The sequence below is a fragment of the Bacillus sp. FJAT-29814 genome (assembly GCF_001510715.1).
Classification (GTDB): domain Bacteria; phylum Bacillota; class Bacilli; order Bacillales; family Cytobacillaceae; genus Neobacillus.
The window spans coordinates 169,427-195,990 of record NZ_LMTJ01000003.1 but is presented as its reverse complement, the minus strand read 5'-3'; the positions used below and the strand labels follow the sequence as shown (position 1 = coordinate 195,990).

Genomic DNA, 26,564 nt, shown 5'->3' with positions numbered 1-26,564 from the left:
TTTAATATTTTGCTAAATTGTAATAAGCATTTAATTTCAAAATTTCCTATTTTAATTGGTCATGAATTGCTTTTTTTTTACAATATGGGTACCTGCTTTTTCTTGAATAGCTTCCTTCAGACTTTCAGGGTTTGTGATGATGACCCTGGAACCGCCCTTTTCCAAGAAACTTAAACTTGCTTCAATTTTTGGAAGCATGCTTCCCGGAGGAAAATGACCTTCTTCAACATACTGCTTGGTTTCCTCGATTGAAATATTTTCAAGAGCCCGTTGATTTGGTTTCCCAAAATGAATGCAAACTTTCGAAACACCAGTAGTAATGATTAAGGTATCCGCTTGAACTTGTTCTGCCAGGAGGCTTGTTGCAAAATCTTTATCGATTACAGCATCAACGCCTTCATATGTGTTTTTGTCAGTTTTAACGACAGGTATTCCCCCACCGCCTACTGCAATAACAACAAAACCAGCCTCAATTAAAGTTTTAATTGCTTCCTTTTCTACAATATCAATTGGTTTTGGTGAAGGAACCACTCTTCTGTAGCCGCGGCCGGAATCCTCAATGAAAATCCAATCTGGGTGTTCCTTCTTCATTTCTTCCGCTTGCTCTAGAGTAAAGAATGAACCAACAGGTTTGGTTGGATTTTCAAAATTTGGATCCTCTGCGCTAACTTCCACTTGGGTAATAACGGTTGCTACTTTTTTATCAATACCTCTTCTAGCAAACTCATTAATCAAAGCTTGTTGGATTTGATAGCCTATGCCTCCTTGTGTATCAGCTCCACAATTAACTAGTGGCACATCAGGCATGCCGGCCACCTCATTTGCAATTTCAGATCGTCTAAGTCCAAAACCAACTTGAGGTCCGTTGCCGTGTGTAACAACTACATTGAAGCCTTCTGCAACCATATCTGCAATGTTTATTGCGGTTTCACAAACGGCTTCATATTGATCCTTAACGGAATCTCGTCCATTTTCGCGAACTAAAGAGTTCCCCCCAATAGCAACAATAACTAATTTTTCCACAGCTATTTCTCCTGTCCTTATTTAATCTTGATGTTCTTGCAGCAATGCAATCGACTGTTCTTTATGCTGATGATATAAAGGATTAGTCGGGTCATTTGCAATCGCATCCTCTATCGTTTCTATCGCTTCCTGGTGCCTGCCTAACGATCTAAGGCTATTTGCCTTATGGAAGGAATAATCATATCGATGCGGCAGCATGGAAAGAAGCTTATCCATTTCAACGACTGCAGCCTCATGTCTTCCCAATTCTCTTAAATAATTTGATTTGTGATAACGATAAAATGTTTCATTAGGATTTAAATCGCTGGCTTTATCATATTCCCCCAAAGCCTCCTCAGGTTTGTTCATTAATCGGAGGCAATTCGCTGTATAGAAATAGAAGTCCAAATCATTTGGATTTAAGGCTAGTGCTTTGTTATATTCTGTAAGCGCCTCTTCATATTTCTTTAATTCTTGCAAGCAATATCCTTTATAGAAATAGAAATCAAGATTAGTAGAGTCATTTTCAAGTCCTTTATTGATTTCTGATATCGCTTCCTCGTAACAGTCTTCTTTATAGAAAGTTTTTGCAGAAATAATGTGCAAGTTTTTCTCTTCATATTTTTTGTTTAGAATTTTTACAACCTTTTCCTGCTTTAGTGCTGCTGCGTGTTGGAGCGATGATTTTCCGTCACGATCCGGTAAGTTCACATCGGCACCAGCTTCTACCAGGTTTTCGATGATATTTGAATACAAACGGCCGCCATTGCCCAATATAACGGCTTCATGGAGAGCGGACCATCCTAAATTGTTTACATGATTTACAGGCACGCCCGCATCTAAACAAGCTTGAACGGTTTTTAAATAGCCCTTTTCACTTGAAGGAAGTAACGCTGTGCCTCCAAATCGATTGACACTATTTAGGTCTGCACCGTATTTAAGCATGACGCTTAGGATTTCATGGAAGCCATTTGCTCCTGAACAAATAAATGGGGTAAGTTGGGTAATATCTCTAGTGTTTACGTCACTGCCAGCTTCCAAGAGAAGTTTGACCACTTCAAGTTGATTTTTTTGCGTAGCCGCCATTAAGGCTGTTCGGCCATTTTCATCTTTAAAATCAACGCTTGCGCCTTCCTGTATGAGCTTTTGTACCCTTTCGTTATCTCCTTGCTCGCTTGCGAAAATTAGCTCCCGATCTAAGGATTTGCTTTCCATCTTTTTTTTCTCTCCTATTCTCATGCCCTGCTGTAATATTCGGATTGAAATCATCAGGAGGGGAGATTCCAAAAAAACATAATGAACTACATTCACAGTTTTTCTAAACTCCCCTAACCAATTAATTATTAATGAATGTTTTCACTTAAAGCTAACATTGCTTTTTCAAAAGCCTCAACTGGTGGATTTACTATACCCGCACCAATCATACCTATTCCCGGATCTTTATGAGCAATCGCAGTATTGATGATTGGCAGAATGCCAGTTGAAATAACTTTGCGGACATCGATTCCAGTTGCTACCCCCATGAAGTCTAATAATGGGATGGTTACGTTTGGATTTTCATCAGTTGTAATTTCTTTCATTTTTGTTGTAAAGCCAATCGCCTCTTCAACTGTTCCACCCACAAGAGCAACAATTGCCGGAGCAGCTGCCATTGCAAATCCGCCGATACCGTAAGTTTCAGTGATTGCACTATCGCCAATATCAAGGCCTGAATCTTCAGGCTTATATCCAGCAAACATTGGACCAATTACTTGTTGTGCAGGGCCAGTAAACCACGTGTTTCCAGGCATACCACTGACACGAATTCCGAATTCCACACCATTACGAGCCATAGTGGTAACAATTGTACTGTTTTCAATACCATGTGCAGCATCTAAGGCACATTTAGCCATAGCCATCCAAGTAGGACCTGAGAAATAGTCACTGCTTGCAATGAAATCAAATACATCTTTCTTTTGCTCAGTAGTAAAATCAGTTTGAATTAAATAAGGAGTCAACGCTTGTACTAGTAATGTTGTCCCTGCAACATTACGGTTGTGACACTCATCACCCATATGAAGCGCTTGTGCCAGCATTAGTCGTAAGTCAATACCATTTGGATTAAGTTTCATGGCATCTCTTAACATTGGACCGAACACATCGCGCATCCAGATTAAGCGATCAATAACACTTTGATCATTCGCACCCATACGAAGGATTTTTGATAATTGCTCACTCAAGTTTGTGTAGGCAATGTTGCCATAAGTTTTGTTCTCAACAATATGCATAAACATGGATGCAGATGTAACCCCAGCCATTGAGCCTACACAATTATGTTCATGACATGGAGAGAATGTAATGGCACCGGAAGCAGCAAGCGCAGCAGCTTCTTCGATATCCTTGGCTAACCCTTCAAATACGATTGCCCCGGTAACAGCACCTTTCATTGGTCCGTTCATTTTGTCCCAAGTGATTGGAGGACCGGCATGAAGAATTGTTGTTTTCGTCATTCCTGGTACGCAATTAATTGCTTGATCATAGCCAATTAATACTGGCTGTGAGTTGATGATTCTTTCAACAGCCAATTTATTTGCTTCCTCGATTTTTTCGATGAGCGCTGGATCTTCCAGCTTGTCAAGTGCCGCAATTAAATCGGGATTTCCACGGCCAGGTGGTGTCCATTCCAAATGAATTACTTCGGCACCTTGTGATGCTAAATCATCCTTGAAAGATTCAATTCCTACGTTAATTACATGTGGTTTCCCTTTGAAAAGTTCATTAATTTTACTCATGGCTATTCTCCCTTCACAACAAATTCACGAGCCAATAGACCTGCATTTTGCATACTGCTTGCGTGAGTTACACCTGCAGCTAATAATTTATTGATTTGCTCTTCATAATCTTGTGGATCTAATTCTGTTCCGAGAACATATCCGATAATTTCTAAGTGTCTGCCTTCTTGTTCCGCCTGTTGTTTCGCTTCCATAATCGCTGGAAGGAATGCTCCCACTGGATCTTCATGAGCACCGTAACCTAAAACGAAGTCCATAACAATTACACCCACAGATGGATCTTTTGCTTCTTGAATAAATCTTTCTAAACGAGTTGACGGGTCAATCATTGGGTGCGGCTTTCCTTGTGTATATTCATCATCACCAAAGTCAATGAATGTATGCTCTTGGCTTGTGTATCTGTCTTTTAAACGATACTCCGGATTTCTTGCTAGATTGCTGTAAACGTTATCGAATTTCTCCATTGCAGCGTGCATCGCTTCATCACAAAGAGTACCGCCACTGAATAGGCCGCGAATATATTTTTGCTCTGGCGTTAATTTAGTGCGAACTTCTTCGATTAATGGGATGTTTAACGCACGTTTATTCAGTTTGCTTTCGTCAGCACCGGCAAGTATAACGGCTTTAAGCGCTGCTTCTTTTGACATTTTTGCAAAATGAGCGCCAGCAGCAGTAATCTTCTCTTCATCGCCGCCAACAAACCAAACGACAACAGGCTTTTTACAGGTTTTAATTTTGGCTAACACTTTTTCTTCCACGCTTGGTGCAGGTGGTTTAGAAACAAGAACAATTACCTTTGTTGCTTCATCGTCTTCAAGTGCTTGGATACCATCCAGCATCATGATTCCGCCAACTTCTTCTTTAAGGTCTCTTCCGCCTGTTCCAATCAGCTGGGAGATACCTTGGCCAAATTCGTGAATCCGAACACTTACCTCTTGGCTACCTGTTCCCGATGCCCCAACAATACCGATGTTCCCTTTTCTGACTGCATTTGCAAAGCAAAGGGCAGTATTGCCGATAATAGCTGTTCCACAGTCAGGGCCCATCATCAATAATCCTTTTTCGTGAGCTAAATTCTTCAATTCAATTTCATCTTCGATACTTACATTGTCGCTGAACATCATGACATGCAGGTCGTTTTCAAGCGCTTTTCTCGCTTCCCTAGCCGCATATGCTCCATTTACAGCGATAATTGCCAAATTCGCTTCAGGTACACTTTGGGCTGCCGATGAAATTGTGGCGTACTTTACTTCACTTTTTCCTTTTGATGTATTTTTCTTAGTAAACAATTCATTAATGCTCTCGAATGCGCTTTCACATAACTCATCTGATGCTGCTTTTACTACAATAATGAGATCACTCGTCTTGGCTTCTTCCACTTCCGGTGTCATTAAGCCGACGTTTTTCATTACCTCTTTATTCATTTCAGTTCCCATTGCAATAATGGCTTGTTCCACACCTTCAATTTGATTCGCTTTGGTTGAGAGTGACATTAAAGACACTGAATCGAAATATGTGTTTGGCTTAATCAATGCTTGAACAGTCATAATTTACCTCCTGCGTTAATATTGGCCTCCAGCCCGTAAATAAGCCCAAAAGCTATATCTGTCCCGGAAGAAGAGCCGATGTTAATTACTTTATTTAAAGAGAGAATTAAGTCTTCTTCATTCCCTATTAATAAGGAGTTGAGTAATGAAATGATAGACTCTCTCACTTTACCAGTTGCAGCTTTTTTCAAAGCCATGTAGCTAATGTCATTCGTTAAGGTTTTGGCTTTTGTCGTTACGGCATCACAGAATAACCACCACTTGTTGTAAGGACAATTTTTCATATTTAAAACGGTAAATAACCCTACTAAAAAATCATCACCTGATGGTGTTAATCCTGGTCCAAGACCTAAAATTGAAACCGCATGCGGCAAAGCATGAGACATTCGATTATTTAATAATTCATCCAAAAATAAAGCTACTCGTTTTTCTAGCATTTCAGCCATTTCAGCCTCAAAAGGGCTGTTAGTAACTAGAGGTTTTTTTATTCCGCCAGCTTTCCCATGAATTCTGAGGTATTCCTTCATGGTCATTAAATTTCGCTTCAAAACCTCTACATTGCTTGGGTATGACGGAATCTGACCTTGCCAAGCAGCAGCTTTGTCGATTGATAGGGCAAGTTTATCTTCAATGTATAAGACCTTATTTACAACATATACCTTGTCATTAACTTCAATTTTCATTGAACTGACATGATCGACATCGATAATAAATGTATTTGGTGCATTATCAATCTTGCTTCCCGCTATAGTGTATAGCTCACCATCTTCTAGACAATGAATATTAAACGTTTGATTAAATGTACTATGCACAAAACCATTAAACTCTGAATCGTGAATTCTATGAATAAAATCAACATCACCAGAAATTATTTCTCTCACGAAAGACACCCCTAAGATTTACACCAATGAAGCGTTTAATCTAAATTAGATCGAATCGTACCTCCTTTTTGAATACGATTTCATTTGACAAACCTAAAGCCTTACACGATTATTTTAGATATAATGCATAACAAGGTCATCGTATAGGCAATCCAAAAAGCTTTAAGTTCAATTGTGCAACTTATACAACGAATTGTGATTGAATTTTGACAACGAGGTGAGGAAATTTGCTTACAGTAAAAGAACTATTTAACATAAAAGCTATCGATGGGATGAAGATTGTAGGAGGAGAAAAAGGCATTAACAATGAAATATCAATCGTGAATATTATTGAGAATCCCGATGCCTTCGACTGGCTTTCGCCAAATGAATTGCTATTGTCGACTGGATATATTTTCAAGGATAATGAGGAACTGCAAAATAGAATCATTAAAGAGCTCGCTGAAATTAACTGTGCTGGGCTTATAATCAAAATGAAACGCTATTTCGATAAACTCCCGCAAAATATGATTGACCAGGCGAATAAATATGGTTTACCACTTATAGAACTGCCATTTGGATACACTCTATCCAGGGTTATTTCCATCATCAATGAGAAAGCTTCAGGCAGATACGATTTATTAAATAGAAAAACATTGGATATGCATAATTTATTTTTCAGAATTACCCTGGAAGGCGGCGGTATTGAACGGATTTCATCCATGTTATCTGAGACGATTAATAATCCAATTATTCTTGTCGACCAGGACTGGAAGCTTGTGCACATTACGGAACACATTAATAACAAAGTCCCGCTTTCTTATTTTTTTGATCTCATAAAAAATAGACAAGCCTTCCCTAAAGAGTTCATACAGTCTATTCCAGAAAATATTAATGATATGAAAAGATCAATCAAAAGAATATTTCGTTTGGAAGGGATGGAAATAAAATGCCGGATCCTGCCGGTCGCTGCAGCAAGCAATATTTATGGTTATATAATCGTATGGGAAACTGTTCGTGAATTAACCGAGTTTGACTTTATCATCTTGGAACAGGCATCGACAAATATCGCTTTAGAAAGGATTAAAGCTAAGGAAATTGAGGAAGTTAAGTTGAAAATCCGCCATGACTTCTTTGATGATTTACTGACAGGGAAAATAACATCAAGTGAATCAATTCAAACATTGAGTGAAATGCACGGATTAAATTCACAATTTAGGTACTACTGTATCGTGATTAATGTCGAAACCAAAGAACTCGATCAGTACAAGGATTTGGTAGCCAGAAGAGTGAGAATGGAAAGCATATCCAAACAATGTGTGGATATCGTTTATACGACTTCTAATATTGCAAATGGAGAAGTTACCTGCTTTCACCGAAACAATCGTATTATTATTTTGATTGGCCAAAATGAAAGTAAACCGAGCATTTCTATAACCGAAGCAAAACAATATGCAATTAATTTATACAATTCAATGGAAAAACAATTAAAAAATATCACTTTCCTAATTGGTATTGGCAGGCAGTACGAAAAGGTACATTCTCTCCACAAAAGCTTTTCTGAAGCGAATGAATCAATTAGACTGATGCAGAAATTTGAAGACCGTGGTGGAATCTCTCATTTTGAAGATCATACGGTCTATCATTTCTTGGATTCTAATATAAAAGATATTCAATTGGAAGATTTTTTCAGCAAACGACTTGGCAAAATATATGAACATGATAAACATCATAACTCAGGGTATATTGATACCTTAGAAAATTACTTTTTAAACAACCTTAATATTAGTGAAACCGCAAAAGCAATGTTTTTGCACCGTAACACACTCATATATAGAATAGAAAAAATCAAGGAAATCCTAAACACTGATTTAAAGAATTCTGAGGAACTACTGCAAATTCAATTAGCTTTAAAAATATATAGACTTTTAAATAAAAAAATTTAATTAGAATCTTAGTTTTGGAATAGAAAGGGGTAACCTCATGAAGGCTACCCCTTTCTTAATTGTACAAATATATCCTATACAGCCTTCTTTTTAGCAGCCTCATTAGGTGAAGATTTCCCAAGTAGGCTTCCAACATAATAGAAAATAGCTGCAGAGCCAATACCGAAGGCCACCACTGAAAGCTCTGGGGCAAAGAAGTTAACTAGTAAGGCAACAATAGCTGCCATTCCCCACGCAACAAATGCCAATGGCTTCCATTTTGCTGTTTCATTTGTCTTATTCTTGCGCAGAATTAGTTGATCAATAATAATAATTGTTGCGATTGGCGGAACAATTAAGCCTAATAGTTCAAGCCAGCTTTGGAAAGCGTTCCAAATCCCGGAAACAGCGGCAATAATTCCAATAATGCCTAAAATAATTGTCAAAGATCTCATGCTTTTTCCAGTCATATGCGAAAAACCAACTGCACCATTATACAAGCAGTGTGTGCACCCTACACCAAGGTTGATAAATACAAAAATAATAGCCAAGGCCGAAAGCAGAGCTCCTTGTCCAGATAAGATAGGCATGAAGTCACCGCCATTAGCGGCAGGGTTTTGGATTACACCCGTTGCTACAATAATGGACCCAATTACTTCTGCAATGAACTTTCCAAATGGGAAGGCTGAAATGGCTGCCAGCAATCCTTCCTTTCCATTTTTGGCCCAACGGGTAAAGTCTGCCGTCATCGTTCCGGAGTCAGCAAATGTAGCAAAAACCAAAGTCACTGCCGCCCCAAATGACATAAGACCCGCACCAGCCGCAGGCTCATAATTTATGATGTCTGTATTTCCAGATTTTAAAGAAAGGACAATTGAAACAGCCCCCAAGATTAGATACAAAGGTGCCGCGATCCATCCTAAAATCGTCAATGCTTTAATCCCGATAAAAGTTGCGGCTACATAAAGGACTCCGCCGAGTAAGGTCATTAATAGCAAAGGGGCACCGAATGATCGTGCCATGGTATCACCGGTAAGCCCTGTCATTAGAGCAAACCATCCTACCACTACAGTGGAAAGTAATCCCGATACGACTATATACCCAAATCGTCCGAAGGTTCTTTGGGCTGTCATCGCAAAATTTTCTCCTGTTTTTCCAGCCAGGTAGCTAAGGGAACCTACTATGAGGCATAGCAACAAGTTACCGGCTAAAATTGCGGTAACACCTGTTTTAAATCCAAGCATGTATGTGATAACCCCGCCAATTACGGCACTTGTTAACACCATTGGAAAACCAAACCACACTGCTGCGACAGATGCTAATGGTTTTCGATATTCTTTCGGTACCGGAACGGTCTCAAACTCTGGATCCAAAAGTTTATTATCTACATTATTGGACTGCATATTTTTCCTCCTTATGATGCGAATTTTCTTAGCTCTTAGAATAGGCACTGGAAGGTTTTCTTGTTGGTTGATGTCTTTTGAACTATCATTTTCAAGGTCATAAATGCCTATCTTTTTGTTAATAGGTTTAAGGCGTTATGGTAAATCCCCTCCTTTTTCCCTTCCATCCTAAACTTTTAAAGCGTTTTCTTAATGACCTTATTACATATTGTAGATTGGAATAATTTAACGGTCTTTGGATAAAACAACTGAAATTCCCCCTTGAGCTATAGGCATTAAATACGAAGATTTGTGAAAATAAATTGACAATTGTAAACATCACAAAAAGTCCCGATTTCCAATAATCGGGACTTTTTCTTCCTGAGGAACCTACTTGTTCCCTATTTCTCGTTTTCAATCGTTAAATTTTTATTCTTTAGTCGGCGTATCACCTAAGACCACAGCGGTCATTACATCCACATTGAACACTTTATAGGATGCTAGAATTTGATCCAAAGAATCGATAATGACATCTCTGTTTAGTTGTTTTATCAAATATCCATCTGCCTCTGCTTCATATGCTTTTTTCTGGTAATCAAGATTGTCCACCATGGTGAAAATGACGATTTTTGCTTTCGGCAGCAGTTTTCGCAGTTTTTCAAGTGTTGCAAAACCATCCAAACCACCCGTCATAGATAATTCAAGCAGGATCAAATCTGCGAGAACGTTTTCCGCAAGCTCTACCGCTTCATTACCGTCTGATACATAATATAAATTATCTACACAATAAGCCTGCTTAAGTATGAATGAAAGCTCCTCCACTACAATTTCTTGGTCATCGATGATCAAAATATTCATCCCTAAAAAAACCCTTCCCCTCTTAATCATTTCCTCTTAACCTTCAACTTTTATAAAGCGCTATTATTTTAGGCCATCCAATGTCCCCAGCCATCATCCTTTTGAATTGCCATAATTCTCTTATTTCAATTTTAGCTTGAAAATAAGCCATTCTTCTGTACATTTCGTTAACATTAGGTGACAGTTTCCACTAAATTGTTGATAAAATGTTACAAAACGTTGGAAATATTGGGAACTCGAGAAAATAATAGTCCAGCCGCGTTACAATGAAGAGAGGGGATCGTTAAGGGGTGAAAACATGTCATTATGGATGAACTGGCTAGAAAGCCTTAGCCATGAAATAAAAGCTACCGACCATTGTCTGCGGAAAATTAGCCCTTTTAGTACCTGTACCTCCTGTGTGGATAGCTGTGAGTCGCAGGCGATTTCTTTTGAAAACGGAATTCCTATGGTCAACAATCAAAACTGTAACCTCTGTGGCCGTTGCGTAACGGTGTGTCCCGTTGTAGCGCTTGAAGGAAAATCGCCCTCCAGAAAAGTTGTCAATAAAGTTTTAATTTTGGAAGATGGACCAGCGCCAACTGTTAACGAATTATTATTTATGTATAAAAATGAAATTAGAACAATTTCCATATCCAGCCCCAATCAGAACGTGGACCAAATAATAAAGGAGACGAATTCTCAGTTAATGGGGATGAATAACCTACCTTTTGAAATTCGTAATGATCAGGAATCGATTAATTTGCAGGAAAAAAAGCTTTCAAGACGTGATTTTTTCAATAAACTTTCATTTGATAGCAAAAAACTTGCTGCAGCCACTGTAACACCAGCAAAGTGGCGCTTTAATTACACGAAATTTAAACGTATTGGCATGTTTCCCGATTGGGCATTGTTTACGATTGATTTCCATAAAGAACAATGCACCTTATGTGAGACATGTTTTCGTCTTTGTCCCGAAAACGTCTTTTCGATTGAAGGAGAACAGCTTAAGCTCAGCGCCGGGAATTGCACAGGCTGCTCTCTTTGTGTTGATGTTTGCAAATTTGAAGGAATAAACATTAAACAAGAAATACGAGAATCCGCAGTAGAATGTATGACAATCCATAAAAGAAATTGTAAAACTTGCGGTGACCCGTTCTATTCATGGGAGGAAGAAGACAGCTGTTTTATTTGCAAAAGCAAGAAAGCTAACAGTATTTTGAATTTCCTATAAGAAAAAAAGCGAACAGTGGACTGTTCGCTTTCTTCTTAATCTCTCTCCAATAGAGCCGCACCGGCGATACCTGGTTTGGTCATTTCATAAATATTTAAAATAAGATCCAATTCTTCCTCGGTCAACACATCGTATTTAAGGCATAATTCACGGACAGATTTGCCAGTTATCGTTGCTTCCCGGGCAATTCTTGCAGCGACTTCATAGCCAAGATGCGGGTTAACCGCTGTAATAATCCCGACGCTCTTTTCCACATACTCCTTTAATCTCGCTTCGTTTGCTTCAATCCCTTTCAAGCAATAATCAGTAAACGAGCGGAAACCATTATTCATGATACTGATGGACTGCAGTAGGTTAAATACCAGCACCGGCTCCATAACATTTAGCTCAAATTGACCCGCTTCCGAGGCCAAACAGATAGTATGGTCATTTCCAATTACCTGAAAGGCAATTTGGTTCATCATTTCTGGCATAACTGGATTTACTTTTCCCGGCATGATGGACGACCCTGGCTGACGGGCCGGCAAGGTGATTTCCCCCAACCCTGCGCGTGGGCCAGATGCCATCATCCGGAGATCATTGGCGATTTTCGACATGTTCATCATGCAGACCTTCAGCGCTGCTGAAACTTCTGTATATGCATCTGTGTTTTGTGTGGCATCGACCAAATGATCAGCATTTACCAACGGCAGCCCGCTGATTTCAGCCAATTGTTTCACCACATCTTTAATATAGGTCGGTTCGGCATTTAATCCGGTTCCAACTGCTGTAGCCCCCATATTCACTTCATATAAATGGGTGCGTGATTGTTTAATTCGCTTGATATCCCTGGCCAGCACCCGTGAATACGCTTCAAATTCCTGGCCAAGGCGGATTGGAACAGCATCCTGAAGATGGGTACGTCCCATTTTAATGACTTTTTCAAATTGCTTCGCTTTTTCAAGAAAAACAGCATGCATATCATCCATTGTTACCAGCAATTTATCCAGTAGGTTGAGAGCGGCAATATGAATCGCGGTTGGAAATACATCATTGGTCGATTGCGACATATTGACATGACTGTTGGGACTTAAGTGCTTATATTCGCCTTTTCCATGCCCTAGCAATTCGAGCGCCCGATTGGCAATGATTTCATTGGCGTTCATGTTCATGGAAGTCCCTGCCCCGCCCTGGATCGGATCGACGATAAAATGATCATGCCACTGTCCGGCAATCATCTCATCGGCTGCTTGGACAATTTTTTCGCCCAGTCCGCTATATAAACGCTTTGTATTCATATTGGCAATGGCCGCCGCTTTCTTCACCATCGCCAATGCGATGATTAACTCTTGGTGAACTTTATAGCCGGTTATCGGAAAGTTTTCAACTGCTCTCAGTGTTTGAATCCCGTAATAGGCATCCGAAGGTATTTCCTTCGTTCCCAAGAAGTCCTGTTCCACTCTTGTTTTATCCATCTGCAACATTTCTCCCACCTCTATAATTAAAAAGAATACCCTTTCAATAAAATAATACCAGTACATTATGGTACTGTCTCCTATTTCACTGTTTTTTAATATTATTGGACCAGGAAATCCGCAAAAAGAGCACGGGTTCGGAGCCGCCGCGGGTATGCATCTTTTTGATTTTTAATTATTTTTGTATAATAAATGTAAATTGGCCATTAAAAGGAGGTTTATTAAATGCAGGCACATGAGATAATGATCAGCCCAGTCCATAAAGTGAAAGACAGCGACCTGGTCAGATCGGTTATTGAAAAATTTATTGAATACCGAATTAGCGGGCTTCCTGTCGTAAATGACAGAAACGAGGTGGTCGCCTTTGTCAGTGATGGCGACATTATGCGATACATAGGTAAACACAAGGACAGAGTCGTAGACAGCTTTTTCTATACGTTTGTTATTAAAGGCGACCAGGAAGAGTTTGAAGAACGGGAAAAACGTTTGCTAAACTTAAATGTCCTGGAAATTGCCAAGAAAAAGGTGTATAAAGTGGACTGGAATGAAAATGTCGAGGACATTGCGGCTATTTTGGGTAATAAGCAAATCAAAAAAGTTCCGGTTGAACGTAACGGGGTATTGGCTGGCATCATCAGCCGTGGCGATGTGATCAGAAATTCCTTCAAGGCTTTGCTCTAAACCACCAAAAGGATCTGTGCAGATCCTTTTGGTGGATAACGCTAATGAATATCCCGCTTTTTGAAGCGGCCGCCGCGCACTTCGGAAATATCAGCAATCGCCAGAAATGCCGAAGGGTCAATATCTTCTACAATCGTCGTTAATTTTGATTCCTCAAGTCTGGTAATGACACTAAAAATAACCTTTTTATTGTCTCCGGTATACGCTCCCATACCTTTTAAATAAGTGACACCCCGGCCTAGCCGTGCATTTACGGCTTCACCAATTTTTTCGGCGTCATCGCTGATAATCCAGACAGATTTTGATTCCTCGAGCCCTGCAACCACGGTGTCAATCGCCTTAGATGCAATCACATAGGCTAACAGCGAGTACATCGCCCGGTCCCAGCCAAATACAAAACCGGCCGTCCCCAAAATAAAAATATTCATAAACATGATGATTTGCCCTACCGAAAACGGAACTTTTTTATTTATGACAATGGCGAGGATTTCGGTTCCGTCCAAGGCACCGCCATTGCGTATAACAAGGCCGACACCTATACCTAAAATCATTCCGCCAAAAACCGTAGCCAGCAGAATATCTTCAGTGAACGGAGGAATCGGGTGAAAAAATGAAGTAAAAATGGATAATACGATAATGCCGTATACAGTTGAAAATGCAAATGTTTTCCCCATCTGTTTATAGCCCATATAAACAAAAGGCAGGTTTAACAGGAACAGAAATATTCCCAATTTCCAACCAGTTATATGAGACAGCATAATGGAGATCCCGGTTATGCCCCCATCAATGACATGGTTGGGAACCAGGAATATTTCCAGCCCCGTCGCCATCAGGACGGCTCCGATGGTAATGGCAATGATTCTGACTATGATCCTGGTTAGAGGAAGTTTGCGGTGTTGAATTGTTGATTGAACAAGTTCTGTCATCCAATCACTCCTTTACGATATTATAGTCTCCCTAATTCAGTTTACAATTGAGAGTTATCTTCATTATATCATTTTTGGTCAATAATATGAACCCTAGTTCAGGTTTGGATAGGAACAAAAAATAGCGGACGGTCGCTATTTTTGACTGTCCGCTTCAGATTTATTATTCGGTAAAACCAGCCATGAACTCGTCAGGATTAGAACCAGTACGCTCATCCTTATTCAATCCATTCAATTTTTCCATATCTTCAGCAGTTAGCTCAAAATCAAAAATTTCAGCATTTTCAATGATTCGCTGTTCTTTAATGGATTTTGGAATGGTCACTACTTTATTTTGCAAATCCCAGCGTAAAATTACTTGTGCTGTTGATTTTCCATATTTTTCGGCAATTTGTGAAATCGTTGGCTCATTTAATAATTTTCCTTGCTTAAGCGGTGACCATGCTTCAAGTTGAATCCCTTCCCGCTGGCAATAGTCTAGCAAATCCCTTTGCGCAAGGTGTGGATGATATTCCACCTGATTCACCATAGGCTTGATTTCGGCATCCTTTAGCAGTTCCTCCAAATGATGGATATGGAAGTTGCTTACACCAATTGCCCGGACCCGGCCTTCCTTGTACAGTGTTTCAAGCGCTTTCCATGTTTCTTTAAATTTATCTTTACCCGGCCAGTGGATTAGGTATAAATCCAGGTAATCAAGACCTAATTTCTTTAGGCTTGTTTCGTATGCTTGAAGCGTCGTTTCATAGCCTTGGTCAGAATTCCATACCTTTGAGGTAACGAATATTTCTTCCCTGGGAACTCCGGATTCGCGAATGGCCTGGCCAACGCCTTCTTCGTTTTTGTAGACAGCAGCGGTATCAATGCTTCGGTAGCCATGTTTCAGAGCAGCTTTTACGGATTCAATAACCTCGCTGCCTTCTTTTACCTTAAAAACTCCCAGGCCGAACCATGGCATTTCTACGCCGTTATGTAATTTGGTCGTGTCCGTTAAACTTTTTGGCATCTTCATTCTCCTTTTAATCATGATATGTACGAAACCTCTATTCCTGCCCATCCCAATAAAAATACTACATGAAAATAACGAAATCTTCCATTAAGAAACCTTGTTAAGCAAAAAAACACCCGCATGAGTGTTTTTCCTACTGTGTCGCCCTCTTTATAATAATATCCTCGATGGCATGATGTTTGCTAAGCTGACCGGTATGGAGAATTTCTATACCTTGTTTTTGCATTTGGTGCACTTTCTGATTTACTTCAGCAAGGAGCAGACCGGAAAATAGTAAATACGGAACGACAATGACCCTGCCGGAGGTTTGTTCGGCAATCAATCTCAACTCTTCATCAAACCTTGGTAACGCCGCCGCAAGATAACAAACCGAAACAGATGTTGTTCCAAGCCTCTCACGGATTCCTTCAGCAATTTTTGAAAAAGCAGGATGAAGATCCGGGTCACTGCTGCCCCTGCCAACGATTAAAATCGAGTCGCTCCGGGAGATGTCCCCCGCAGATTCCCTAATGAGTTCTGCCAGCCCGTCCAGTAGGACCGATTGTATACCAAACGGGTCCTTTACCTGCACTTTAATAGTTGGATAAGTATTTTTTAGTGAAGCAAGGGCTTGGGGAATATCTTCTTTGATATGTCCCGCCGCAAGCAGAAAAAGGGGAACAACACTTATTTGAGTTGCCCCTTTTTCAACGCAACGGGCGAAACCTTCTGCAATCGACGGCTCCGTCAATTCCAAGAAAGCGAGCTCCTGAATCGGTATATTGATTCGTTCCATCACCCGTTGGACAAAACTACTTGCTTCCGCGGCGCCTGTTTTTGAGCGCGTACCGTGGCCGACGTATAGGATTGCGTTCATCCTGGCTGCCCCCCTTCTGCTGTTGCAAGATTGTCTTAAATGAAATTTTGTCCACGTAAATAGTTTAATACTTGTTCTACGGCCTCGGCAACTGAGACCTTATCTGATTGAATTGTTATTTCTGGCTGTTCCGGTGCTTCATATGGAGAATCAATCCCTGTGAAATCCTTGATTTCACCTCGGCGAGCTTTTGCATAAAGCTGTTTTGGATCGCGGCGTTCACACTCCTCGAGCGGACAGCTTACATATACCTCGATGAACTCCCCTGCCTCAAACAAAGCACGTACCCCATCACGGTCCGAACGAAACGGGGAAATAAAGGCCGTGGTTACGATTTTGCCGCTGTCTATAAACAGCTTAGCGACTTCCCCAATCCGGCGAATATTTTCAGTCCGGTCATCGTCCGAAAAACCAAGATCCTTATTTAAGCCATGACGTATATTATCCCCATCCAGGACGTATTCATTGATCCCCAGGCGGTACAATTCATGTGAAACAGCGTTGGCGATCGTCGATTTCCCGGAGCCGGAAAGCCCGGTAAACCATAGCGTGCAGCTACCGTGGCCATTTTGGATCCGGCGGTCTGATTTTGTGATCGACGTTTCATGCCATGTGATGTTGGTTGCTTTCCCCATTTTCCGATTCTCCTTATACAGTCGTCTTTTCTCGCATGCCTTCAATCAATACTTCCACCACTTCTTTGCGGCTGAAGGTGGATGGCGGAAGCACTCCGGCACGAAGCATCTCCCTCACCTTTGTTCCAGAAAGTATGACCCTGTCCTCCTTGCCATGCGGACAAGTTTTATCGGACGCCATTCCGTCACACTTCGTGCAATAAAAGCTGTGCTCAAAGAACAATGGCTTAATTCCTAATTCCTCTTCGGTAAATTCGTTAAAAATATATTGGGCATCATAGGTACCGTAATAGTTGCCGACACCGGCATGGTCCCTGCCGACAATAAAGTGGGTGCAACCAAAATTTTTCCGGGCAATTGCATGGAAGATTGCCTCTCTTGGCCCTGCATACCGCATTGCCGCCGGATAGACACCCAGCTGAACCCGCTCTTTCGGATAATAGTTTTCAAGTAGTACCCGATAGCTTTTTAACCGGATATCCGCCGGGACATCATCCGATTTTGTATCCCCGACAAGCGGGTTAACGAACAGGCCATCAACCGTCTCAAGCGCGACTTTTTGAATGTATTCATGGGCTCTGTGAATCGGATTTCTCGTTTGGAAACCAACGACGGTTTTCCAGCCTTTTACTTCAAAAAATTCCCTTGTTTCCTTTGGCTCAAACCACACATCACCGAATACGCCTTTTTCTGCCTTTTTCACTAGCACGATTTCACCGGCCACATATACCGGCCCCCGTTCAAATAAACGTTTTACCCCGGGATGGGCGAGTTCCTCTGTTTTATAAACCTCGATTGCTTCTTTTGTTAAATCAGGTTCATACGTTTCAGAGACTGTGATCACCCCATACACTTCATTGTTGTAGGTGAGCTTGACTTCCTCGCCAACAACCAGCGTATCCGCCACTTCATAGGAAACAGGCAGGGTTACCGGAATCGACCAAACGGTACCGTCCGCTAAAAGCATCGTGGTGACCACTGCCTCGTAATCTCTCTTTCCTAGAAAGCCTGTTAAAGGGCTGAACAAGCCGATTCCGATTAATTCCAGGTCACTTAAAGCAACTGAATCAATTTCTATTTCTTTTTTTACTGAGCTAATATCGTAGTGCGGATTGAAAGCTTGAATTAGCTTTCCTCCATGTGGTTTTGGTAGAAATGACATTTTAATCAACCTTTCGTAATAAATCTTTTGTAAAATTTGTCTCAGTTACAACTGCTGTCTTCATCAATTTCAGAACTCCGAAAACTGAAATGAGCACGCCAGCCATGACAATTATCGGGTAGACATTCTGCACAATCACTAGCTGGATGATGGTATAGGATAAGACCATGGATAAGACTGGGGAAACGAGCCAAACGGTAAGCAATTGAACAACAATATCCTTTTTTAATACCGATTTTCCATGCTTGGCAAAACCGATTCCGATAATGGAAGAGGTGGTAATTTGCGTTAACGGCACCGGAATTCCAAAAATGGATGCTGCCGTGACAATGCCTGCCCCCGTTCCGGAAATGACACAGCCCTCTTCCAATCTTAATGTGGTGATTTTCTTGCCATTGGTTTCAATGACCCGGTGGCCCAAGAGACAGGCGCCCAACGCGACGGCTAGCCCGCCCCAAAGTACGCCGCTTTCCTTTGACATCAATGCTGCTGCAACAAGCGGCCCAACGGCATTGGCCACATTGTTCATTCCCGCCGAAAAGGCTTCAAACAGGCCCATAATCACAACCAAAACGGCCAGGATTGGAGCCGCCTTACTAGTTGCCAGCACAGATTGAACGGCTCTTACTTTTAAAAAATAGGTGGCGAAAATCGCAATGAAAAAGGCAGCAAAGGGAGTGAGCAGCCAAAACATCATAATCCATAAAAGCTTCCCTACAAACACAGATTGATAGACAATCCCTGCTCCGACAACGGAGCCGACCGCCACTTCGCTCGTGGATAGAGGGATTCCAAAGATATTTGCCAGGAATAATGACAGCGCTGCTGAGGCCAACACGATTAACGCAATCGCATTGGTAAATGTGCTGCTAGGCACGATTCCACTGCCAATTGTTTTGACCACTTCACCTCCGCCGAGCCATGCCCCCAGAAAAACAGCGATGGCACATAGAAATAAAGCCAATTGCTTCTTCACTACTCCGGCGCCATAGGAAATTCCCATTGAGGCCGCCGCCCCGCTCGCGCCAATATTGACAGCAAAAAACAACCCGATTGTAACTGCAATGATGGTTACCGTAGGAATCCCCTCCTTAAGATGTGTGCAAGCCACACTCTGTCTTGCTGCTTCCGCTCCAGCGGCCGGCACGGGAATCGCCATCACTTCCGACCGCCTGTGTACATGGGAAGCAGCCGATGCTAGGGTAATTCCGGTCGTGCAGTTCGTTGTACGGGAGGTCTCGGCTTCTGATGTACTGCCAAACCTCATCCCATGTCCAATGAATTAACGGACAGATTTTAATATTTTTGAATTTTTCATCTTTGTTTAGGAATAGGGTATCCTTCCTGGTTGGCGATTGATCTCGGCGAAGGCCGGAAATCCAGGCATCCTTAGAGATCAGCGTCTCTCTTAACGGGATCACCTTCCTGATCTGGCAGCATTGGTTCGGCTCCCGTTTCCATAATGCCGAGCCATACTGGGCCGCTTGTTCGTCCAGGGTTAACGCCGGTTTCTTCTTTTCAATCTTCAATGACGGGAAACGTTTCTCGATTTTTTCAATAACTTCATAGGTTTCGAGAAAATGAAGGTCGGTATCCAAAAAAACGATATGGGCATCGGGCTTCACCTGATAAATCAAATCAATTAACACGATTGCCTCTGCCCCGAAGCTCGAAGCATAAACAATTTTGTCCTCTGAATATTGACGATACGCCCATTCCAAAACGGCACGGGCCCCTTTTGTTTCATCGTTTGTTGAAAAGCTCTCGGATATTTGATTCCAATTTTCATATGTCACAGTATTTGTCAAAGTCGTTAAACCTCCTATTTCGGCAATAAAAAAAGGCAGTCTTCCACCATATTAGGTGTAGACCGCCTCTAGTTTGTCTAGTCAGCGAGTTTTATTGTTTTGAAGACGAACCTTCTCATTTTTCTCAATTTGCACTACTTTCCCATCTTGGACAACTAGTGTAATTGATCCGAATTTAATACTTTCTAGCATTGCCTGAAGATGTTGGGCAATTTCATGCCATTCTTCTGTTGGTCGCAGCCGATTCGCCCCCCTTTTTTAACTTTTATCTCGTTTGCAATTAAATTAATATTAAAATTAATCCTATTATACCGATAGGAATTTGTCAATAATGTATATTTCAATTTTTCAAAATTTTTTACCGATAAAAAAGTTGACAATGATTTTTTCCCAAGCGAAACATTTTTTGCTATTACAATAATTTTAATAAGAGACTAAAAAGGTTGCTCTAGACCCACTCGACTATCGATTGCTAAGATAATAATGGCAATAGAAATTGGGGGCTTTAACAATGGAACAAGAAAAGTATCTGGAATTGAAAAAGGGCGAACGAGGGGCAATTATTAGTATAGTGGCATACCTTTGTTTATCCGCACTAAAGCTAACAGTCGGCTTTTTTACAAATTCCGAAGCATTAAAGGCGGACGGGCTTAATAATACAACCGATGTCCTCGCTTCAATTGTTGTATTGATTGGGTTGAAATTATCGCAAAAACCTGCTGATCGAGATCACCCTTACGGTCATTGGAAAGCGGAAACTGTCGCCTCCATGGTATCTTCGTTTATTATGATGGCTGTGGGGATTGAAGTACTATATGCTGCGGCAACCACCATGTTGAATGGGAGAAGTGTCTCCCCTGATCCAATAGCGGCCGTTACCGGCTTATTTTGTGCGATTGTCATGTATGTTGTTTACCGCTATAATCGCAAGCTCGCTGTAAAAACCAACAGCCAAGCGGTAATGGCGGCAGCCAAGGATAATCTTTCCGATGCCTGGGTCAGTATTGGGACGGCCATCGGTATCATCGGCGCCCAATTTCAACTTCCCTGGCTTGACCCGGTAACTGCCATTGTGGTTGGACTGCTTATTTGTAACACGGCGTGGGATATCTTCCGCTCCGCTTCCCATAGTTTGACCGATGGATTTGATGTGAAGGAAATGCATTCTTTTAAAAATACGATTGAGGAAATTCCCGGTGTAAAAGGAATCAAGGACATTAAAGCACGAAATTACGGAAACAGCGCCGTGGTCGATGTCGTCATACTGGTCAATTCCACGTTAAATATTCGGGACGCGCATGATGTAGCCACAAAGGTGGAGAACGAGCTAATCAAAAAACATGATGTTTTTGATGTCCATGTGCATGTCGAGCCAAATTAACGCGAAAAGGCGGTGAATCGTTCATTCTCCGCCTTTTAACCATTTTTTCTGATTTTTATTAGTAATGAAGTAGGTGATAATAGAAAGACCGACGATTCCGACTGCCCCTTTCCAAAGGATCTCTTCGTTAATAGACAGACCAGCAAAAACTCCGGCCACTCCCAGGATCGCCAGAAAAAATGCCTGTTTCTTCTGATTTTCAAATTTGGTAAAGTAAAACTCTCTTTGCTTGAGTGCCTGAGTTTGCTCAAGGTAACGATTCGGCGCCTCAAGCAAATCGGTAATAGAATGAAAGATTTGAAAAACCGGCTGGGAATGAATCCATTTTAATACCAGCTTCCATTTACTTTGATTGCCATGATTCAGCCAATCGATAAAAGCGGGTTTTGCGATCTCAAGCAATTCCTGGTCCGGGCTAATGCTATGAAGCATCCCCTCAATGGTTACGAATGATCGGCCAAGGAAAATAAATCTGGTTGGAACCTGGATTGGCAGTGATTTAATCATTTCATTCAGGTCTTTTTTTACCTGAAACAGGTCCATCTCCTTCAACTGATTAAAATCAAAAGAAAAGGCTTCTTTTAATACCGGCTCAATGGCTTTTGTGTTGGCGCCAGGTTGAATAAAACCCAAATCTATTAAAACTTTGACTGCCATGGCATAGTTTTTTGCCAATATCGCTTGAATCAGGTCCTGGAAATTCAGCGCATCTTTTTTCGAAATCTCCCCGACCATGCCAAAGTCCAAAAGGATGATGGTGCCATCCGCCTTCACCAGTACGTTCCCAGCGTGTGGGTCTGCATGAAAGATACCGGCCTCCAACCATTGTGGGATAAACAAGCGGAATAACCGCTGTGCTAACTCAGCCCTGTCGATTGAGTTTTGCTCCAAGAAGTCGAGGTCAGTAATCCTTGCCCCTTCCACCCATTCCATGACCAACACTTTCGAGGTTGATAGATTGGGATAGGTTTTAGGAATGGCGAGCCCTTGAAAGGACTGGAAACGATGGCGGAAATGTTGGATGGCTTCCAGTTCCTTTTTGAAATCCACTTCTTTTTCAATCACAGTTTTTAGTTCCTGAAATAACATCTTAAAATTAATAAATCCCTTTGGCACAGGCGCAAAATGATCGGCAAACCAAATAATAATCGACAATGCCCGAAAATCAGTCGTAATAATCGACTTTATCATAGGACGCTGCACCTTGACAGCCACTTCTGTTCCATCTTTGAGTATGCCGCGGTAAACCTCGCCAATGGAAGCAGAAGCTACTGCTTTAGGGTCAATAGATTGTATGAATTGTTCAATCGGTCCGCCCCATTCTTTTTCAATGACCACTATGATTTCTTCCCAATTGGAGGGGGGCACCTGATCGACTAAGTCCTGTATTTGGCTTATAAAACTATTGGGCAGCAAATCGGCCCGAATACTTAAAAATTGACCGACTTTTATTAACAATCCCTCTAAATCAAATAGCAATTGCCGAAACTCTTGTCCAATATTCCCCCATAGCTTTTCCCGCTCTATTTCGGATTTTTTCATCAACTTGTACCAGTACACTCTTAGGAAAACAGACAGTGCAAAGGACAAAATCCGCCACATCCGTCGCGACTTTTGCTTGTATTTCATTGAAATCCACCCCTCGTTAAACACAGCTACATTAGTATTATAGACGTTTTGCCTAGAACTGGAAATAATTTGATTCCATTGGTATATTAGGGATATTTTTGTCAAGACGTGAAAAACTAATGTTGCTTAAAAAAGGAGGTAATCCGATGGATCAAGAGATGTCCTACGGAAGTGATTACAAGTTTATTCCGGCCACTTCCATTGCTAGTGGTATTGGAATTGAAGTGTTACCAGATATTTATTCTCATACCATCCAAATTGTCAATATATGTTTAGTGGGAAACCCGGATCGAAACGAGTATGTTTTGGTGGATGCCGGAATGCCGGAGTCAGCAGAGGAAATTATAAGGGTTGCAGAGGAACGGTTTGGAAGCGGAAGCCGACCGAAAGCGATTATTTTAACGCATGGGCATTTTGATCATGTTGGAGCCATTGTGGAGCTTGTTAAGCATTGGCAAGTTCCGGTGTTCGCTCATGAGATGGAACTTCCGTTTTTAACCGGCCGTCAGAGTTACCCGGAACCGGACCCGACGGTCGAGGGCGGCATGGTGGCCAAAATGTCGCCAATGTTTCCGAATGAGCCAATTAACCTGGGGAATCAAGTTGAAAAGCTGCCTGCCGATGGAACCGTGCCGTTTTTAGATGGGTTCCGCTGGATTCACACACCAGGCCACTCGCCTGGTCATGTTTCCTTTTTTAGGGATTCCGACCGGGCTTTGATTGCTGGTGATGCGTTTATAAATGTAAAACAGGATACTTTATATAAGGTATTGACGCAGGAGCAGGAAATCAACGGTCCGCCCCGGTACCTCACGACCGATTGGCAGGCGGCAAAGAACTCTGTTCAACGGCTGGCCGAATTGAACCCTTCTGTTGCTGTTGTCGGGCATGGGGCACCTGTTGCAGGTGATGCGCTATCGATCGGACTTCGGAGGCTGGTTAACGAGTTTGACAGGCTTGCTGTACCGGATTACGGGAAATATGTGGATGGCGGCGGGCCGCACTGAGTTTTTTTGAATAGGGTTTGTGGTGTCATTTTGTTGGTTTAGAGGGTTTTGGGGCGAATCGCAGATATATTCGGATTATCGCGGATATACTGAAATTATCGCAGATATAATTGCGACTATCGCAGATATAATTGCGACTATCGCAGATATATTGAAATTATCGCAGATATATTTGATTTTACCGCAGATATATTTTTTGGCACCCGAGATGAAGGACAATTTCTCCTAATTTCACTTAATTTTGTCCTTCATTGGGCTTATGAACGGCATTTTTAGCAACTACTCAGCTGATTTTGTGCTTCATTCGACCTATGAAGACCGTTTTGACCGCACTTTTAATTAAACTTGTCCTGCATCGAGCCTATGAAGGACAGATACCACCTCTTTCTAGAGGATTTCGCCTTTCATTTTCTAGATAATTACAATTCAAAAGACCTTTTAACCTCGAACCCGCTCAGTTCTGTCCTTCCAAAAACAAAAAAGGATTGCCGCGCACATCCCACATACGGCAATCCTTCCCCATTCTTTACACCATAATTTTGCAAATATTGTTGGTAAACTCTACCGGGTCCTCGACTGGCAACCCTTCGATCAACAGGGCTTGGTTGTACAGCAGATGGGTATAGAGTCCAAGTTTGTCTTGGTCGGAGGCAAATGCATCCTTCAACGCATCAAAAACCTCGTGGTTGACGTTGATTTCCAATACTTTTTCGGCCTTGATGTTTTGGTTGTTCGGCATCGCACTCAAAATCTTCTCCATCTCGATGGAGACATCGCCGTCAGTCGATAAACATACCGGATGTGACTTCAGACGTTTGGATACTCGGACATCCTTCACTTTGCCTGCCAAAATTCCCTTCATCCGCTCGAACAATTCCTTGTTGTCCTGCTGTTCGGACGCAGCTTCCTGTTCCTTCTCGTCCGCTTCAAAGCCCAAATCGCCGCTGGACACGGATTTAAATTCTTTCTCCTTGTAGCTCATCAACATTCTGATGGCAAACTCGTCAATCTCATCTGTAAAGTATAAAATCTCAAATCCTTTATCTGCCACCAGCTCTGTCTGCGGCAATTTTTCAATTCGCTCATTGGAGGCTCCGGTAGCATAGAAGATGTATTTTTGGTCCTCCGGCATTCTGGACACATATTCATCTAATGTAACTAGCTTCTTCTCTTTGGAAGAATAGAACATTAATAGGTCCTGCAATTCGTCTTTATGTGAACCGAAATCGCTATAGACACCGTATTTTAACTGGCGGCCAAACGCACCGTAAAACTGCTCGTATTTTTCACGGTCATTTTTTAACAAGCTTAATAGCTCACTCTTAATTTTCTTGTTGATGTTCTTGGCGATCAGCTTTAACTGGCGGTCATGCTGCAGCATCTCACGGGAAATGTTAAGCGATAAGTCCTCTGAATCGACCATACCCTTAACAAAGCTGAAATAGTCTGGAAGCAGGTCGGCGCACTTGTTCATGATTAACACGCCGCTGGAATACAACTCTAAACCCTTTTCATATTCGGCAGAGTAATAGTCAAATGGAATATTTTCTGGAATATAAAGGATGGCATTATATCTGACGGCGCCGTCAACGCTGATATGAATATGTTTTAGCGGCTTGTCGAAGCCATAGCGCTTTTCTGAATAGAAATTGTTATAGTCCTCGTCCGTTAGTTCGTTTTTATTTTTCCGCCAAATCGGCACCATACTGTTAACGGTCTGTTCTTCGACGTATTCTTCATACTCCGTTTCGCTGCCCTCTTTCGGCCGGCTATTGGTGACATCCATTTTTATCGGGTAGCGGATAAAGTCGGAGTATTTCTTGATAATCGACTTTAGGCGGTATTCCTCAAGAAACTCATCATAATTTTCATCCTCGGTATTTTCCTTGATTTTTAAAATAATCTCGGTACCCACTGAGTCTTTCTCACATGGTTCGATGGTATACCCATCTGCACCCTTTGATTCCCATTTATATGCTTCGCCGCTGCCTAATGCCTTGCTAATCACAGTGACCACATCGGCAACCATAAACGCAGAATAGAAACCGACACCAAACTGGCCGATAATATCATAGCCGTCCTTTAACTCGTTCTCCGATTTGAAGGCTAGTGAACCGCTTTTCGCAATTGTACCTAGATTGTTTTCCAATTCTTCCTTGGTCATCCCAATCCCAGTATCAATAATTTTCAAAGTTCGATTGTCCTTATCGGCAGCCACCTTTATGTAGTAATTGTCTTTGTCAAAGGTCAAGGAATCATCCGTTAACGCCCGATAATAAATTTTGTCAATGGCATCGCTTGCGTTGGAAATAAGCTCCCGCAGGAAAATTTCACGATGCGTGTAAATCGAGTTGATCATCATGTCCAATAAACGTTTCGATTCGGCTTTAAATTGTTTTGTTTCCATCCCGCTCTCTCCTTCCATTTCTACCTATTCATCATAATTGCCGGAAGTGAA

23 protein-coding genes are annotated in these 26,564 nt (G+C 41.6%); 5 read left to right on the top strand and 18 right to left on the bottom strand.

The annotated features are described in order from the left end of the window. Positions 1 to 51 precede the first annotated feature (51 nt). From arcC to AR334_RS08735, 5 genes are all read right to left on the bottom strand, one after another. Entirely contained in the window at positions 52 to 1,023 is a 972-nt protein-coding gene (gene arcC, locus AR334_RS08755; RefSeq protein WP_066308292.1) for a carbamate kinase, read from the bottom strand. A gap of 21 nt (positions 1,024 to 1,044) precedes the next feature. Then, positions 1,045 to 2,217: an ankyrin repeat domain-containing protein gene (locus AR334_RS08750; RefSeq protein WP_066308289.1), complete on the bottom strand. Its 1,173-nt coding sequence runs from the start codon at positions 2,215 to 2,217 to the stop codon at positions 1,045 to 1,047. A gap of 128 nt (positions 2,218 to 2,345) precedes the next feature. Continuing rightward, positions 2,346 to 3,773 (bottom strand): DUF1116 domain-containing protein, encoded by a 1,428-nt coding sequence (locus tag AR334_RS08745; RefSeq protein ID WP_066308287.1) that lies wholly within the window; start codon positions 3,771 to 3,773, stop codon positions 2,346 to 2,348. Positions 3,774 to 3,775: 2 nt separating this feature from the next. Further along, positions 3,776 to 5,320 (bottom strand): acyl-CoA synthetase FdrA, encoded by a 1,545-nt coding sequence (gene fdrA, locus AR334_RS08740; protein ID WP_066308285.1) that lies wholly within the window; start codon positions 5,318 to 5,320, stop codon positions 3,776 to 3,778. Further along, a complete protein-coding gene (locus AR334_RS08735; RefSeq protein ID WP_066308283.1) occupies positions 5,317 to 6,201 on the bottom strand; it encodes a DUF2877 domain-containing protein in 885 nt (294 codons plus the stop codon). The genes fdrA and AR334_RS08735 overlap by 4 nt, the downstream gene beginning before the upstream one ends. A gap of 227 nt (positions 6,202 to 6,428) precedes the next feature. On the opposite strand from AR334_RS08735, the gene AR334_RS08730 reads away from it, so the two are divergent. After that, positions 6,429 to 8,126, top strand: coding sequence for a PucR family transcriptional regulator (locus AR334_RS08730; protein ID WP_066308279.1), 1,698 nt, complete (start codon positions 6,429 to 6,431; stop codon positions 8,124 to 8,126). A 74-nt stretch (positions 8,127 to 8,200) separates the two neighbouring features. Here AR334_RS08730 and AR334_RS08725 read toward each other — a convergent pair whose 3' ends face one another. Together AR334_RS08725 and AR334_RS08720 are read right to left on the bottom strand one after the other, a co-directional pair. After that, complete coding sequence (locus tag AR334_RS08725; protein ID WP_066308271.1) at positions 8,201 to 9,508, bottom strand: cytosine permease; 1,308 nt, start codon at positions 9,506 to 9,508, stop codon at positions 8,201 to 8,203. 408 nt (positions 9,509 to 9,916) lie between these two features. Beyond that, positions 9,917 to 10,375 carry a response regulator transcription factor gene (locus AR334_RS08720; RefSeq protein WP_082692860.1) on the bottom strand — a complete coding sequence of 153 codons (459 nt, stop codon included), beginning with the start codon at positions 10,373 to 10,375 and terminating at the stop codon, positions 9,917 to 9,919. A 268-nt stretch (positions 10,376 to 10,643) separates the two neighbouring features. On the opposite strand from AR334_RS08720, the gene AR334_RS08715 reads away from it, so the two are divergent. Next, positions 10,644 to 11,558, top strand: coding sequence for a 4Fe-4S dicluster domain-containing protein (locus tag AR334_RS08715; RefSeq protein WP_066308265.1), 915 nt, complete (start codon positions 10,644 to 10,646; stop codon positions 11,556 to 11,558). 35 nt (positions 11,559 to 11,593) lie between these two features. Here the strand turns inward: AR334_RS08715 and aspA are convergent, their stop codons facing one another. Then, positions 11,594 to 13,021, bottom strand: a complete 1,428-nt coding sequence (gene aspA, locus AR334_RS08710; RefSeq protein ID WP_066309334.1) for an aspartate ammonia-lyase — start codon at positions 13,019 to 13,021, stop codon at positions 11,594 to 11,596. Positions 13,022 to 13,237: 216 nt separating this feature from the next. On the opposite strand from aspA, the gene AR334_RS08705 reads away from it, so the two are divergent. After that, complete coding sequence (locus tag AR334_RS08705) at positions 13,238 to 13,693, top strand: CBS domain-containing protein (protein WP_066308263.1); 456 nt, start codon at positions 13,238 to 13,240, stop codon at positions 13,691 to 13,693. Positions 13,694 to 13,734: 41 nt separating this feature from the next. On the opposite strand, the gene AR334_RS08700 is transcribed toward AR334_RS08705, so the two are convergent. The 8 genes from AR334_RS08700 to AR334_RS28805 form a co-directional block, all read right to left on the bottom strand. Then, positions 13,735 to 14,619, bottom strand: coding sequence for a YitT family protein (locus tag AR334_RS08700; protein WP_066308260.1), 885 nt, complete (start codon positions 14,617 to 14,619; stop codon positions 13,735 to 13,737). Positions 14,620 to 14,782: 163 nt separating this feature from the next. Continuing rightward, positions 14,783 to 15,625, bottom strand: a complete 843-nt coding sequence (locus tag AR334_RS08695; RefSeq protein ID WP_066308257.1) for an aldo/keto reductase — start codon at positions 15,623 to 15,625, stop codon at positions 14,783 to 14,785. A 136-nt stretch (positions 15,626 to 15,761) separates the two neighbouring features. Further along, the gene (locus AR334_RS08690) at positions 15,762 to 16,484 is read right to left on the bottom strand and encodes a sirohydrochlorin chelatase (protein WP_066308254.1); all 723 of its coding nucleotides are present in this window, start codon (positions 16,482 to 16,484) and stop codon (positions 15,762 to 15,764) included. Positions 16,485 to 16,519: 35 nt separating this feature from the next. Further along, complete coding sequence (cysC, locus tag AR334_RS08685; RefSeq protein ID WP_066308251.1) at positions 16,520 to 17,119, bottom strand: adenylyl-sulfate kinase; 600 nt, start codon at positions 17,117 to 17,119, stop codon at positions 16,520 to 16,522. A gap of 13 nt (positions 17,120 to 17,132) precedes the next feature. Then, entirely contained in the window at positions 17,133 to 18,281 is a 1,149-nt protein-coding gene (gene sat, locus AR334_RS08680) for a sulfate adenylyltransferase (protein ID WP_066308233.1), read from the bottom strand. A 1-nt stretch (position 18,282) separates the two neighbouring features. Then, positions 18,283 to 19,440 (bottom strand): inorganic phosphate transporter, encoded by a 1,158-nt coding sequence (locus AR334_RS08675; RefSeq protein WP_082692859.1) that lies wholly within the window; start codon positions 19,438 to 19,440, stop codon positions 18,283 to 18,285. Then, positions 19,373 to 20,089 (bottom strand): phosphoadenylyl-sulfate reductase, encoded by a 717-nt coding sequence (locus AR334_RS08670; RefSeq protein ID WP_066308231.1) that lies wholly within the window; start codon positions 20,087 to 20,089, stop codon positions 19,373 to 19,375. Before AR334_RS08670 ends, AR334_RS08675 begins: the two co-directional genes overlap by 68 nt. An 81-nt stretch (positions 20,090 to 20,170) precedes the next feature. Continuing rightward, complete coding sequence (locus AR334_RS28805; RefSeq protein WP_156431241.1) at positions 20,171 to 20,329, bottom strand: YezD family protein; 159 nt, start codon at positions 20,327 to 20,329, stop codon at positions 20,171 to 20,173. Between the two features lie 271 nt (positions 20,330 to 20,600). Here AR334_RS28805 and AR334_RS08660 point away from each other — a divergent pair, with 271 nt between their 5' ends. Then, on the top strand, positions 20,601 to 21,470 hold the full coding sequence (locus AR334_RS08660) for a cation diffusion facilitator family transporter (RefSeq protein WP_066308226.1): 870 nt from the start codon (positions 20,601 to 20,603) through the stop codon (positions 21,468 to 21,470). A 21-nt stretch (positions 21,471 to 21,491) separates the two neighbouring features. Here the strand turns inward: AR334_RS08660 and AR334_RS08655 are convergent, their stop codons facing one another. Continuing rightward, complete coding sequence (locus tag AR334_RS08655) at positions 21,492 to 23,099, bottom strand: AarF/ABC1/UbiB kinase family protein (RefSeq protein ID WP_066308223.1); 1,608 nt, start codon at positions 23,097 to 23,099, stop codon at positions 21,492 to 21,494. Between the two features lie 146 nt (positions 23,100 to 23,245). On the opposite strand from AR334_RS08655, the gene AR334_RS08650 reads away from it, so the two are divergent. Further along, complete coding sequence (locus AR334_RS08650; RefSeq protein WP_066308213.1) at positions 23,246 to 24,106, top strand: MBL fold metallo-hydrolase; 861 nt, start codon at positions 23,246 to 23,248, stop codon at positions 24,104 to 24,106. A gap of 526 nt (positions 24,107 to 24,632) precedes the next feature. Here AR334_RS08650 and htpG read toward each other — a convergent pair. Further along, positions 24,633 to 26,513 (bottom strand): molecular chaperone HtpG, encoded by a 1,881-nt coding sequence (htpG, locus tag AR334_RS08645; protein WP_066308206.1) that lies wholly within the window; start codon positions 26,511 to 26,513, stop codon positions 24,633 to 24,635. Positions 26,514 to 26,564 lie beyond the last annotated feature (51 nt).